We start from the raw sequence: 12,406 nt of genomic DNA, 5'->3' as shown, positions 1-12,406 counted from the left end.
CGCGGACACCGGCCCCGCGGCACGCAGTACATAGACCAGATCCGGTCGTGCGCTCACCACCGCCACCACGGTGATCGCGGTGATGATGCCTTCACCGATCCCGATCAACGCGTGGGTGAAGAACATGTACCCCGCGACCGCCCCGACCGTGGAACCCGCGGCCCCGCCGATCGCGTACTCGACGACGAAACCCATCGCGGCACACAGGGTTCCGACGAACGCGGCGACGAATGCCACCACACCCACCCCCGTGTCGCTGCGCCGGCGCAGCAGCGCTGTCCCGACCCGAGCCACGAGATATCCCGCGCCGACACCGACCAGGGCCATGTTCGTGATGTTGGTGCCGAGTGCGGTGAGCCCGCCGTCGGCGAACAGCAGCGCCTGCACGACCAGCACCACCGCCACGCACAACGCCCCGAGGTAGGGCCCGACCAGAATCGCGGCCAGCGCCCCACCCAGCAGGTGCCCACTCACACCGGGCAGGATCGGAAAGTTCACCATCTGGACCGCGAAGATGAACGCGGCCACCAGCCCGGCCATCGGCGCCGCGCGCTCGTCGAGTTCGGCGCGCGCCCGCCAGCCCGCGAGCCCGAGCCCCACCGCCGCGATCCCCGCGAAGATCAGCGACGTCGGCGCATCGACGATCCCGTCGCTCATATGCATTGCCACGGTGCTGCCGTTCACCTATCAGAACACTACGCCCTTTATCTGTCCAAGTGAACAGATAAAGGAATGTCCGACCGCGATATCGGTCCGGCTGCGACAGGGGGTAGGTGCGACTAGAATTCGATGATGGAGCGCCGCAGCGAGGCCGCACGCAGCCGTGGCGGAGGTGACCGCCGGTCGCCTTTCGACCGGTTCGTCGAACAGACCGAGCTGCGCGTGAGTCAGGCTCCGTTCTTCTTCGTCTGCGCCGGAATCGTCACCGCGTGGCTGATCAGCTTGCCGTGGTGGACAGACCTCAAAACGTGGCAGGTTGCCATCCACACCGTTGCGAGCGTTTTCACGCTGCTGTTGGTGGTGCTGCTCGAAAACGCCGGCCGCCGCGCGAGCGAGGCCGCGCAAGAGAAACTCAATGTCATCGCCGAGGCATTGGCCGCACTCCTGGATTCCTCCGCCTCCACTGATCCCGACCTCCGGGCGGCCGCGGATCGACTGCGAGAAGCCGTCGGGCTCGAAGAGCGCCACTGACCGGAGGTCGGCGAGTCAGTGGCGTTGTGTAGCGCTCGAGAAGTGACCTCCCACTGGTTGCCGAGACACCGGTCAGGAAATGCCGCGGAAGAAAGTGCGGATATCGTCCGCGAGCAGCTTCGGCTCCGCCATCGCCGGGAAGTGACCGCCCTCGGTGAACTCGCTCCAGTGGCCGATCACCTTCCACGGGTCCAGCGCGCGGCGCATGATCGGGTGAGTGTCGAACACGGCCCATCCGGACGGCACGCCGGAGGCCACGACCACGGCGAGGCCGGAATGCTCGTTCTCGTAATAGAACTGCGCGCTCGACGCGCCGCTGCGGGTGAACCAGTACAGGCTGATGTTCGTGAGGAGCTGGTCGCGGTCGACCGACTCGTCCGGCGTCCGGTGGTCGCCGCTGGTCCTGGTCTTGAACTTCTCGGCGATCCACGCGAGCTGACCGACCGGCGAATCGGTGAGCGCCGCGCCGATCGTGTCGGGGCGGTGGTTCTGCATCTGGAGATACCCGAGGTCGGGCGCGTCCTCGGCGCGCACTGCCGCGAGCTGGGCGACCTCGTCATCGGAGAGCCCCTCAGGGTAGGGGAACTTGTCGCCGACCAACCCGAGCACCCGGGGGTCGCAGCCGATGTGCATGCCGATGACGCGCTCCGGGTAGAGCGCCGCCAGACGCATGGCGGTGCCCGAGCCGATGTCGGTGCCGTGGGCCGCGAACCTCTCGTAGCCCAGCCGCGTCATGATCTCGGCGATTGCCTCCGCCGTCCGCGTCAGCTCCCAGCCGGTTCCTGACAGCGGGGTAGAGAATCCGAAGCCGGGCAGCGCCGGGATGACCACGTGGAACTCGTCGGTCAGGAGCGGGATGAGTCGCTGGTACTCGACGAACGAGCCCGGCCAGCCGTGGTTCAGGATCAGCGGGGTGGCCTGCGGGTTCGCCGAACGCGCGTGGACGACGTGAAACGTCTGGCCGTCGACGACCGTCGTGAACTGTTCGTTCTCGTTGAGCTTCGCCTCCTGCGCACGCCAGTCGAATCCGTCGCGCCAGTACTGCGCGAGCTCCTTCAGGTACACCAGCGGGATGCCCCGGCTGAAGTCGGTCCGATCGTCTCGGCCCGGCATCGGGATCGGCCAGCGCGTGTGTGCCAGCCGGTTTCGTAGGTCGTCGAGATCGGCCTGCGGGACGTCGATGCGAAACGGTGTGAGTGCGTTGTTCTCGGTCATGACACCCACGTTCCCAAGTAATGCGGCAGGTCAGCTTCCGCAATTGCTGGAAAGATCGAGAACATGTTGGAGACGTCGGCCCGCCTGCTCGAACTGCTGTCGCTGCTCCAGCTCAAGCGCGACTGGACGAGCTCCGAGCTCGCGGGCCGGCTCGAGGTGAGCACGAGGACTGTGCGCGCCGACATCGGCAAGCTGCGCTCGCTCGGCTATCCCGTGGACGCGCGTCCCGGCGTCGCGGGCGGGTACCGGCTGGCCGCCGGGACGGCGATGCCCCCACTGCTGCTCGACGACGACGAGGCCGTCGCCGTCGCGGTCGGACTGGGTGCGGTGGCGACCCGAAGGCTCGGAGTCGCAGAGACATCGCTCACCGCGCTCGCGAAGCTGGAGCAAGTGCTGCCCTCGCGCCTGCGTCGGCGCGTCGAGGCGGTACGCGAGGCGATGAGCGTCGTTCCCGGGGCTGCACCGCCGCTTGATCTCTCGCACCTCGGCGCGGTCGCTGCCGCGATCCGCAGCCACGAACGGCTCCGGTTCGGATACACGAAACACGGGGGCGCCGAAGGGTCCCGCCACACCGAACCACAACGCCTGGTGAGCTGGGGGCCGCTGTGGTACCTGCTCGCGTGGGACCTCGACCGTGACGACTGGCGGATCTTTCGTGTCGACCGCATGGTTCCGCACGCACCGACGGGTGCGCGGTTCCCGCCGCGCGCGATCCCGGAGGGCAATGCCGTCGACTACGTCGTCGGCCGCGTCAGCAAGGCGGCCTGGAAGTACCGTGCCCGGATACTCGTACATGCTCGCGCTGCCGAGGTCGCCGCGAAGATCCACATCCCGGTCGATATCGAGGTGGTCGACGAGTCCACGTGCCATGTCGAGTTGGGCTCCGACGACCCGGACCGGCTCGCACTGTGGATAACACAGCTCGACGTCGACATCGAGGTGATCGACGGAGACGAGCTCGCGGTGGCATTCGATCGCCTCGCGACGAGGTTCCGCCGCGCGGCAGATTCGAACCTGCAACCACCTGGAGGCGGCCATCTTTCGATTTCACCGAGTGAAAACGTCTACCGGGCAGACGAATCATGATTGCGTAGCCTCATCCGAGCGCGAAAGGTCCACGGATCCGCCGCATTCGGCGATGCAGCTCGAACCGACCGAAGTGGAGGAGTGCACCCATGACTGCCGAAGACTGGCGGCACCACGGTGTCCGGGTGATCAAGGCGGATCAGCTCGATCCGAACACCGCGCAGACACCCGGAATGGAGCGGGCGGCCGCGATCGATTTCGCCCGTGTCGGCGCGCAGAAGATCTGGGCCGGGACCGTCACGATCCATCCCGACGCCAAGACCGGCGCCCACCATCACGGCGCACTCGAGAGTGTCATCTACGTGATCCGCGGCCGCGCTCGGATGCGATGGGGCGAGCAGCTGGAATTCGTCGCAGAGGCCGGGCCGGGCGACTTCATCTTCGTGCCACCGTATGTTCCGCACCAGGAGATCAACGCCAGCACCCACGAACCCTTGGAATGCGTACTGGTACGCAGCGACAGTGAAGCCGTTGTCGTCAATCTCGAGATCGAGCCGATCGAGAAGCCCGAAGCCGTGCATTGGATCGACCCCATCCACCACCACCCCTAGCCCCCCGCGTGCGTCGCCGGACGCAGCCCCATCCCCTAGCCGGCACGGCGCGTCACGCGACCTCATACAGTGCCGTGGCGAGTGGTCAGGCCACGACCGCGCGCTGCGGCACACCCACGTACTCACTCAGCGGGCGGATCAACGCGTTGGCCTCACCCTGTTCGATGATGTGCGCCGTCCAGCCGGTGATCCGGCTCATCACGAAGATCGGGGTGAACACCTCGATATCGAACCCGAGCAGGTAATAGGCCGGCCCGGTGGGAAAGTCGAGATTGGGCTTGATGCCGGTGGCCTCGGCCATGGTGCGTTCGAGGATCTCGTACATCTGCACCCATGTGCCGCCATCTGTCGCGGCCGCGATATCGAGAAACGCGTGCTTCATCGTCGGTACCCGGGAGTCGCCGTTCTTGTAGACCCGGTGCCCGAAGCCCATCACCTTCTCCTTGTCGGCGAGCTTGTTGCGCATCCACTGCTCGGCAAGCGCGGGATCAGCGATCTCGAGCATGTCGCGCATGACGGCTTCGTTCGCGCCGCCGTGCAACGAGCCCTTCAACGCGCCGATGGCGGCGGTGACGGCACTGTAGATATCGGACAGTGTCGAGGTGACCACCCTGGCCGCGAAGGTGGAGGCGTTGAAGCTGTGCTCGGCGTAGAGGATCAACGAGACCTCGAACGCCTTCACCAGCTCCGGCGCGGGCACCTTCCCGAAACACATGTTCAGGAAGTTCTCGGCGTAGCCGAGGTGCGAGTGCGGCTCGATCGGGTCGAGGCCGTGGCGGCGGCGGTGATCAGCGGCCACGATCGTGGGCAGCACCGCCAGCATCCGCAACGATTTCGCCAGGTTGGCCGTGGCCGAATTGTCGTCCTCCTGTGGGTCCTCGGCGCCCAGGTAGCTGATGGCGGTGCGCACCACATCCATCGGATGGCAGTTCTCGGGCAGCTTCGCGACCAACGACAGCAGCGACCGATTGGCTCGGCGCGAGGCCCGCTCACGCTGGGTGAACAGTGCGAGCTGGGAACTGTCGGGGAGCTCACCGTTCCAGAGCAGATAGGCCACCTCCTCGAAGCTGCAGTTCGCGGCCAGGTCCTGCACCGCGTACCCGCGATAGGTCAACGAGTTCGTCTCCGGAACCACCTTGGAGATGGCGGTGGTGTCGACGACGACACCGGCGAGTCCCTTGTAGATGGCCGGAACGGCGAGGTCCGTCATCACTGGTCCTTTCCCGAGGCGAAAGTGAAGATGTCGGAATCGAATTCGTTGTAGCGCTCGTACTGCAGCAGCTCGTAGAGGCGGCTGCGGTGCTGCATCCGATCGAGCAGACCGGCTTGGGTGCCCTGGTCGAAGATCTCGCGCAACCCTGCTTCGGCCGCGAACATCGCCAACCGCAGGGTGGAGACCGGGTAGATCACCGCGTTGTAGCCGATCTTCTCCAGCACCTGCACGCAGATCAGCTCGGACTTACCGAACTCGGTCATATTGGCCAGCAGCGGAATGTCGACCGCGGCCCGGAATTTCTCGAAATCGGCCGGGGTGTGCAGTGCTTCGGTGAAGATCAGATCCGCACCGGCCTCGGCATAGGCCTTCGCTCGATCGATCGCCGAGTCGATGCCTTCGATCCCGGCGGCGTCGGTGCGCGCGCAGATCACGAAGTTCGGATCGCGCCGGGCCGCCACGGCCGCGCGCAACCGCCGCACCATCTCCGTCACCGGCACAACGGCTTTGCCGTCGAGGTGCCCGCACCGCTTCGGATTCACCTGGTCCTCGAAGTGGGCCCCGGCGATCCCGGCGTCCTCGAGGAGGGTCACCGTGCGGGCCGCGCTCATCGGTTCACCGAAACCGGTGTCGGCGTCGATGAGAACCGGCAGGTCGGTGACCCGGGCGATCTGCTGGCCACGCCCGGCGACCTCGGTCAGCGTGGTCAGTCCGATGTCGGGCAGGGCGAGCTCGGCCGAGACCACCGCGCCCGAGACATACACACCCTCGAAGCCGATCTCCTGGATCAGCTTGGCCACCAACGGATTGAACGCACCGGGGAACCGCTGGATGCGGTCCGAGGACAGCCCGGTGCGGAACGCGATTCGCTTGTCGGCAGCCGAGGTGGCCGCCGCCAGCAGGCCGGTCATCAGAACAGCCCCTTCGCCGGCTTCGGCGCACGAGCGAGAACCTCGTCGGACACCGTGAAGTTGAGCTGACCCAGCTCCTCGGCGGACAGCTGCGGGGTGCGCTGGGCGACGTCGAGGAACCGATCCTGCTCGGCAGGGTCGATGACGCCTTCGGCCAGGGTGCGGAACTTCGCGAGGTACTGCTCGCGGGCGAACGGGCGCGCGCCCAGCGGATGCGCGTCGGCGACAGCGAGCTCGTCGACGATCACTTCGCCGCTCGTCAAGGTGATCTCGGCGCGCGCGCCGAAAGCCTTCTCGTTCGGGTCGGTGGAGTGATAGCGACGGGTCCACTCCGGGTCCTCGGCGGTGGAGATCTTGCGCCACAGCTCGACGGTGTCGGGACGCTGCGCGCGCTCGGGGGCGTAGGAGTGTTCGTGGTGCCAGGTGCCGTCCTGCAGGGCGACGGCGAAGATGTACATCACCGAGTGGTCGAGGGTCTCGCGCGAGGCGGTCGGGTCGAACTTCTGCGGATCACCCGAGCCGGTGCCGATCACGTAGTGGGTGTGGTGGCTGGTGTGCAGCACGATGGTCGCGATCTGGTCGAGATCGCCGACACGATCACGCATCCGGCGAGCCAGGTCGATCGGCGCCTGACTCTGATACTCGGCCGAGTGTTCTTTGGTGTAGGTGTCGAGGATGCCGCGTTTGGGCTCACCGGGGCCGGGCAGTGGCACCGAGTACTCCGCCTTCGGGCCGCCCAGCAGCCAGGCGATGACACCGTCCTCCCCCTCCCAGATCGGTGACGGGGCGCCCTCGCCACGCAGCGCGCGATCGACCGCTTCCACGGCCATCTTCCCGGCGAAGGCCGGTGCGTAGGCCTTCCAGCTGGAGATCTCGCCCTTGCGGGACTGACGGGTGGCGGTCGTGGTGTGCAGGGCTTGGCCGATCGCCTGGTAGATGGTCTCGGTATCCGAGCCGAGAAGGGTGCCGATGCCCGCCGCGGCCGACGGGCCCAGGTGGGCGACATGATCGATCTTGTGTTGGTGCAGGCAGATCGCGCGAACCAGATCGACCTGGATCTCGTAGCCGGTGGCCAGACCGCGGATCAGGTCGGCGCCGCTGCGGCCGGTGTGCTGGGCCACGGCCAGGATCGACGGAATGTTGTCGCCCGGATGTGAGTACTCGGCAGCGAGGAAGGTGTCGTGGAAGTCGAGCTCGCGCACCGCGACACCGTTGGCCCAGGCCGCCCATTCCGGCGAGAACCGGCCGGGCACACCGAATACGGCGGCGCCGGGGCCGTAGGGATGGGCCATGGCTTGGGCGCGGGCGTTGGCCACCGGGCGGCGGGTGATCGAGGCCGCGGCGACCGAGGCGTTGTCGATGATCCGGTTGACGATCATCTCCTCGGTCTGGGCGGGCACCTCCACCGTGTCGGCGGCAACCTCGGCGATCTGCCACGCCAGGTGCTCCTCGCGGGGAAAGTCCTCGGCGGAGCGGTGCGTTCGGACGAGATGGTGCTTCACAGCGGGGGCCTCCAGGCGTCGACTATTCACCAGTACTTTTCGCACGTTACACAGATCGACGAGCAGGCAAAATGCCTCGCAGATGCCTAAATTTGTGGAAGCAATTCGGCAAAGTTGTGAAGGTTGTGAAAGACGCGAGTGCTAGGTTCGGGTCATGCAGAAGATGTACGTGGGCGCACGGCTGCGCACACTGCGCGACCAACGCGGCCTGTCGCAGACTGCGATGGCGAAACTGCTGGGGCTATCGGTGAGCTATGTCAACCAGCTCGAGAACGATCAGCGCCCGCTCACCGTGCCCGTACTGCTCAAGCTCAACGCCACCTTCGACTTGGACGTGGGATTCTTCGCGACCGATACCGACGCGCGGCTGCTGGCCGATCTGCACGACGTGTTCGCCGAAGATCCCGACACCGCCGGCATCAGCAATGCCGAACTCGAGGACCTCATGGCGCGGGTGCCCGCCGCCGCGCACCTGCTGGTGAATCTGCACCGCAAACTGCGCGGCGCGACACAGCAGATCGAGCAGATCTCCGCCGGCATCGAGGGCCCGGTCACGGGAGCAGCGGCGGCCACGCCCTATGAGGACGTGCGCGATTTCTTCTACGATCGCCGCAACCACATTCCCGAGCTCGACCTGGCCGCCGAAACCATGTTCACCGAGAACCTGCTCAGCATCGGCGGATTGGACCTGCAACTGACCCGACTGCTGCACGAGCGGTACGGCATCACCGTCACGATCCGCTCGGACGCACCGACCGATCCCGGCCCCAAGCGCGTCTTCGATCCCGTCGCACACCATCTCACCCTCGCGCGCAGACTCTCGGCCGGCCAGCGCGCTTTCCAGCTCGCCACCCAGCTGGCTTTCCTGACCCACAGCCACACCATCGAGGCCGTCACCACCACGGTGAGCATGCCCGCCGAATCCCGTGACCTGCTGCGGGTCGGCCTGGCCAACTATTTCGCCGGAGCGCTGATCCTGCCCTACACCCGGTTCCGTCATGCGGCCGAAGAGCTGCGCTACGACATCGAGCTGTTGTCGTCGATGTTCGAAGTAGGTTTCGAGACCGTGTGTCACCGGTTGTCCACGATGCAGCGAGTCGGTCAGCGTGGTGTGCCGTTCTTCTTCGTGCGCACCGACCGGGCGGGCAATATCTCGAAACGTCAGTCCGCCACCGCTTTCCACTTCTCCCGGGTCGGCGGCAGCTGCCCGCTGTGGGTGGTCCACGACGCGTTCGCCACACCGGGGCGTATCCGCACACAGATCGCGCAGATGCCCGATGGCCGCAAATATCTGTGGCTGGCCCGTACCACCGACGAGAGCACACCGGGATTCCTGTCCGCCACAAGGGATTTCGCGATCGGCCTCGGGTGCGACATCGCCTACGCCGAGAAACTCGTCTATTCGCATGGGCTCCCGTTGCACGACGACGCCACCGCGGTCCCGATCGGCGCCGGCTGCAAGGTGTGCGAACGTCCCCGATGCGCACAGCGGGCGTTCCCACAGCTCGGCCGCGCTCTCCGCGTCGACGGCAACCGTGCCGCCAATATCCCCTACACGCCCGCCGACCTTCCTGCCGCCGAGCGGAGTTGATCGGCCGCACCGCTGCGACCCGATCCCGCGACCCCTGTCCACTTGCCGGAACAGAACGCCCCGCGCTCGTTCCGAGTGCGGGGCGTTCGTGATCGGTCGATCGACCGGGCAATCAGGGAAGCGCCTGTCTACCAGTAGCCGAGCAGCTCGCCGGCGTCAGGCGTCGGAGGGTGGACCGGCGGTGGCGGCGAGAGCCGTGGTGAGGTCGCGGTGGATCGAAATCCACTCGGTCATCCCGGCGAGGTCGATCACGCGCGCGATGGACGTGGCAGCCCGCCCGTCGGCGAGGTGCATCCCGATGCCGCGCCGGTCCAGGTGCTCGGCCAGGTCGGCGAGGACCATGATGGCGCGTACCGACAGGAACGTGACCTCGTCCATGTCGACGATGAGATGACCGCCGTCGGCGGACTCGGGGACAGCGGACTCGAGCAGGCCCCGCCAGCGTGGGAGGGTGTAGGCGTCGATCTCGCCGCGAGCATGCAGCACGATGACCTGTCCTGCGGATTCCGCGACGGCACCCAAGCGGCGGCAGAGATCGTCAGCTGGGTCGCCGGGGGCGTGCGAGCGGGTTTCGTCGGGACGATTGTTCAACGGACTCGATTCTTCAGCACCAGAGAGCAGTGCGTTGCCAGCTGTCCTGTGTGCTCAAGATCGGGCCGACAACCCTATTCCAGCACGCGGGCCCGGCAACTGCCCCGCCCCGTCGCCGCCCCGGCGCCCAGTTGTTCGCTATCGGTCCTGATGCGTGGTGATCCGCTTTCGCATTTCGTCTCTGTGACGCAAGCGCCGCGGCCGCGACACGCGGTGCGCCGAGGGCGGAACTGCGGGTGCGTCGCCTGTTGTCGAGCCGGTAATATGAGCCAGTATCCGCACGGGCGCGGTTGTCCGGCGCCCCGCCGCCTCCGCCGTGCCCACCATCGCGTGTCCACGGAGGGAGCGTCGTGCAGAGTCTGGATTTCGAGAGCGACGACTTGGCCGCGACCGAAGAGTTCCTCAACAGCGCCTACACCCGGGTGCAGATCGGCAACCACGGCCCGCACCAGGTGCGTACCCGGATCCGTCGCAAGGTGCTCGGTTCGATCAACTTCGACCAGCTCGAGATGGGTTTCGACATGGCCTACGACGCCGACCCGCTCGGCCGGGTCTGCCTGGTCACGGTACACAGCGGTCGGATCGAGGAGAACTATCACGATTGCGGCCCCGATACCTTCACCCCCGGGCAGACAGGCCTGCTCACCCCCCATGACCTGCCCTACTCGGGGGTCATCCGAACCAGCCGCTACGACATCACCATGTTCGACCCCGCGATCCTGAACCGCATGGCCACCGCCGCGGGTGGCGACCGAGTGCGCGTAGACGGGCACCGGCCGGTCACTGTCGCGGCCGGACAGCGGTTGCGGCGGGTGATCAGCCATCTGCAGCAGATCGCCGCGGACCCCGACGCGGCGAACAGCCCGCTCACCGTGACGGCGGCCTCGGATTATCTCGCCGCGACGGTGCTGGCCACCATGCCGACGACCGCCGAGCACGAGCCGAACCCCACCGATCGCCACGACGCTCACCCGCACACCGTGCGCCGGGCCATCGCCTATCTGGAGTCGCATCTGGGTGACAGGATCGCGATCACCGACGTCGCAGCGGCAACCTTTGTCACGCCCCGCGCCTTGCAGCTGGCCTTTCGCCGTCATCTGAACACGACGCCGCTCGAGTACCTGCAGCGACTGCGTCTCGCCGCGGCACACGAACAACTCCGCGCCGCGTTGCCGGGTGACGGCCAGACTGTCGCGACCATCGCCTACCGATGGGGCTTCACCCATCCCGGCCGCTTCGCCACGGCCTACCGCCACCGCTACGGCCGGCCACCGAGGCAGACACTGCGTGAATGATCGCTGCCGCGCGAACGAGGTCCGAGCTCGCCGCGACAGCGCGATCGAGTAGCTCAGGGGCGTCTCACGGCCGAGCGAACCGCATGTCCACCACGGTGCCCGCGGCCGATGTGCTGACCTCGAATTCACTGCTGAGGGCGCGCATGATGCCCATCCCACGCCCCCGTGACTCATCGGCGTCCGCGTCAGGTGTCACCCAGCGCCCCCCGTCGGTGACGACGGTGTGGACGTAGGTCTCGGCGAGTATCGCGGTAACCCGTACTGTGCCGCCGTCGCCACGGTGACCGTGCTCGACGGCGTTGGTACACGCCTCACCGACGGCGAGCACTATGTCGTATGCCGAGTTCGGGTCGACCGGCACCTCGGCCAGCCAGGCCTGCAGCGCGTGCCGTGCTTCGGCCAACCGCGCGGCGTCTGCCGAGAACTCGATCTCGAACGGCTTCACGGCGCTGTCCTGCCGAGATGGGTGCGTCGTCACCTGATGCCTCCCTCTTCATCTCGACGTCCAACGAATCCGCGAGGACCCCCGCGCCATTGGCAGTACCCGTGCAGTACTCGGGTATGCCCCTTCCGGGCGTGAGAATGCCCTCTCACAGCGGCCCGGCGGATACGTCCGAGCCAGGGTACCCCGGTGCTGCGCAACGGTTTGCGGCCCGAGTAGATGGGGTAGGTTGCTGGGGCAAGAATCGCTCGCACATTCGCCGATCCGGCGAAGCTAGAGGTAAGAGGTAGAAAAGTGGCGAATCGCAACCGGGGAGACCTTCGGTGAGTGTAGAAGGCGGCTTCCGAGACCTCGACGTGCAGACACGGGCACAAGACGACTTCGAAATCCTTACCGTTCGTGGCGAGGTGGATATGGCCTCGGCGCCGCAGTTGCAGGCGGAGCTCGAGAAGGCCCAGCGGGGCGGCAAGACACTGGTGGTCGATATGACCCAGGTCGGCTTCCTGGGCTCGGCCGGGCTCAGCGCGTTGCTCGTCGTGTCCAAGGCAGCGCCGTACCAGCTGCGCGTGGTCGCCTCCCGCGAGGTGGCACGACCGATCGAACTGACCGGGCTGGACAAGCTGCTCGCGGTCTACGGCACGCTGGATGCGGCGATCACCGCGGAGCCGAACGCGCACTAGGTCCGAAGTCGCGGGGGCCCCCCCCCCGGGGGCCCCCCCCCCGCCAACCCAAACACAAACAACAGGCGGGTGGGGGCGCGGTCCAAGTATAGGTGAAACCCGGGGGGGTGGGATTGGGTGGGGGGGGGGGTTTTTGGG

At 66.9% G+C, this 12,406-nt stretch carries 12 protein-coding genes and 1 pseudogene; 6 read left to right on the top strand and 7 right to left on the bottom strand.

Annotated elements, in window-relative coordinates:
- Nucleotides 1-18: 18 nt before the first annotated feature.
- Nucleotides 19-663 (bottom strand): annotated as a pseudogene (locus ACFVJ5_RS03950) (energy-coupling factor ABC transporter permease); the annotation flags it as partial.
- Between the two features lie 129 nt (nucleotides 664-792).
- Here ACFVJ5_RS03950 and ACFVJ5_RS03945 point away from each other — a divergent pair.
- The gene (locus tag ACFVJ5_RS03945; protein ID WP_379218384.1) at nucleotides 793-1,191 is read left to right on the top strand and encodes a low affinity iron permease family protein; all 399 of its coding nucleotides are present in this window, start codon (nucleotides 793-795) and stop codon (nucleotides 1,189-1,191) included.
- Between the two features lie 72 nt (nucleotides 1,192-1,263).
- On the opposite strand, the gene ACFVJ5_RS03940 is transcribed toward ACFVJ5_RS03945, so the two are convergent.
- Entirely contained in the window at nucleotides 1,264-2,406 is a 1,143-nt protein-coding gene (locus ACFVJ5_RS03940) for an epoxide hydrolase family protein (RefSeq protein ID WP_379218383.1), read from the bottom strand.
- A gap of 63 nt (nucleotides 2,407-2,469) precedes the next feature.
- On the opposite strand from ACFVJ5_RS03940, the gene ACFVJ5_RS03935 reads away from it, so the two are divergent.
- Together ACFVJ5_RS03935 and ACFVJ5_RS03930 are read left to right on the top strand one after the other, a co-directional pair.
- A complete protein-coding gene (locus ACFVJ5_RS03935; RefSeq protein WP_379218382.1) occupies nucleotides 2,470-3,492 on the top strand; it encodes a helix-turn-helix transcriptional regulator in 1,023 nt (340 codons plus the stop codon).
- Nucleotides 3,493-3,581: 89 nt separating this feature from the next.
- Entirely contained in the window at nucleotides 3,582-4,043 is a 462-nt protein-coding gene (locus ACFVJ5_RS03930; RefSeq protein WP_379218381.1) for a cupin domain-containing protein, read from the top strand.
- A gap of 85 nt (nucleotides 4,044-4,128) precedes the next feature.
- Here ACFVJ5_RS03930 and ACFVJ5_RS03925 read toward each other — a convergent pair whose 3' ends face one another.
- Genes ACFVJ5_RS03925 through prpD form a run of 3 tightly spaced genes read right to left on the bottom strand, consistent with a single transcriptional unit; the run spans nucleotide 4,129 to nucleotide 7,669 of the window.
- The gene (locus tag ACFVJ5_RS03925; protein WP_379218380.1) at nucleotides 4,129-5,253 is read right to left on the bottom strand and encodes a bifunctional 2-methylcitrate synthase/citrate synthase; all 1,125 of its coding nucleotides are present in this window, start codon (nucleotides 5,251-5,253) and stop codon (nucleotides 4,129-4,131) included.
- Entirely contained in the window at nucleotides 5,253-6,167 is a 915-nt protein-coding gene (gene prpB / locus ACFVJ5_RS03920) for a methylisocitrate lyase (RefSeq protein WP_379218379.1), read from the bottom strand. Before prpB ends, ACFVJ5_RS03925 begins: the two co-directional genes overlap by 1 nt.
- Nucleotides 6,167-7,669: a 2-methylcitrate dehydratase PrpD gene (gene prpD, locus ACFVJ5_RS03915; RefSeq protein ID WP_379218378.1), complete on the bottom strand. Its 1,503-nt coding sequence runs from the start codon at nucleotides 7,667-7,669 to the stop codon at nucleotides 6,167-6,169. The genes prpB and prpD overlap by 1 nt, the downstream gene beginning before the upstream one ends.
- A gap of 154 nt (nucleotides 7,670-7,823) precedes the next feature.
- Here prpD and ACFVJ5_RS03910 point away from each other — a divergent pair, with 154 nt between their 5' ends.
- Entirely contained in the window at nucleotides 7,824-9,260 is a 1,437-nt protein-coding gene (locus ACFVJ5_RS03910; RefSeq protein ID WP_379218377.1) for a short-chain fatty acyl-CoA regulator family protein, read from the top strand.
- A gap of 156 nt (nucleotides 9,261-9,416) precedes the next feature.
- Here the strand turns inward: ACFVJ5_RS03910 and ACFVJ5_RS03905 are convergent, their stop codons facing one another.
- The gene (locus tag ACFVJ5_RS03905) at nucleotides 9,417-9,851 is read right to left on the bottom strand and encodes an STAS domain-containing protein (RefSeq protein ID WP_379218376.1); all 435 of its coding nucleotides are present in this window, start codon (nucleotides 9,849-9,851) and stop codon (nucleotides 9,417-9,419) included.
- A gap of 350 nt (nucleotides 9,852-10,201) precedes the next feature.
- On the opposite strand from ACFVJ5_RS03905, the gene ACFVJ5_RS03900 reads away from it, so the two are divergent.
- Nucleotides 10,202-11,146, top strand: coding sequence for a helix-turn-helix transcriptional regulator (locus tag ACFVJ5_RS03900; protein WP_379218375.1), 945 nt, complete (start codon nucleotides 10,202-10,204; stop codon nucleotides 11,144-11,146).
- Between the two features lie 64 nt (nucleotides 11,147-11,210).
- On the opposite strand, the gene ACFVJ5_RS03895 is transcribed toward ACFVJ5_RS03900, so the two are convergent.
- The gene (locus tag ACFVJ5_RS03895) at nucleotides 11,211-11,624 is read right to left on the bottom strand and encodes an ATP-binding protein (protein WP_379218374.1); all 414 of its coding nucleotides are present in this window, start codon (nucleotides 11,622-11,624) and stop codon (nucleotides 11,211-11,213) included.
- 287 nt (nucleotides 11,625-11,911) lie between these two features.
- Here ACFVJ5_RS03895 and ACFVJ5_RS03890 point away from each other — a divergent pair, with 287 nt between their 5' ends.
- Entirely contained in the window at nucleotides 11,912-12,268 is a 357-nt protein-coding gene (locus ACFVJ5_RS03890) for an STAS domain-containing protein (RefSeq protein ID WP_379218373.1), read from the top strand.
- The last annotated feature ends 138 nt before the right edge of the window (nucleotides 12,269-12,406 follow it).

Source organism: Nocardia sp. NPDC127606, assembly GCF_042671725.1.
In the GTDB taxonomy this organism is placed as follows: domain Bacteria; phylum Actinomycetota; class Actinomycetes; order Mycobacteriales; family Mycobacteriaceae; genus Nocardia.
Note: the sequence above shows the minus strand (reverse complement) of the source record. Positions and strands in the feature narration are given on the sequence as shown.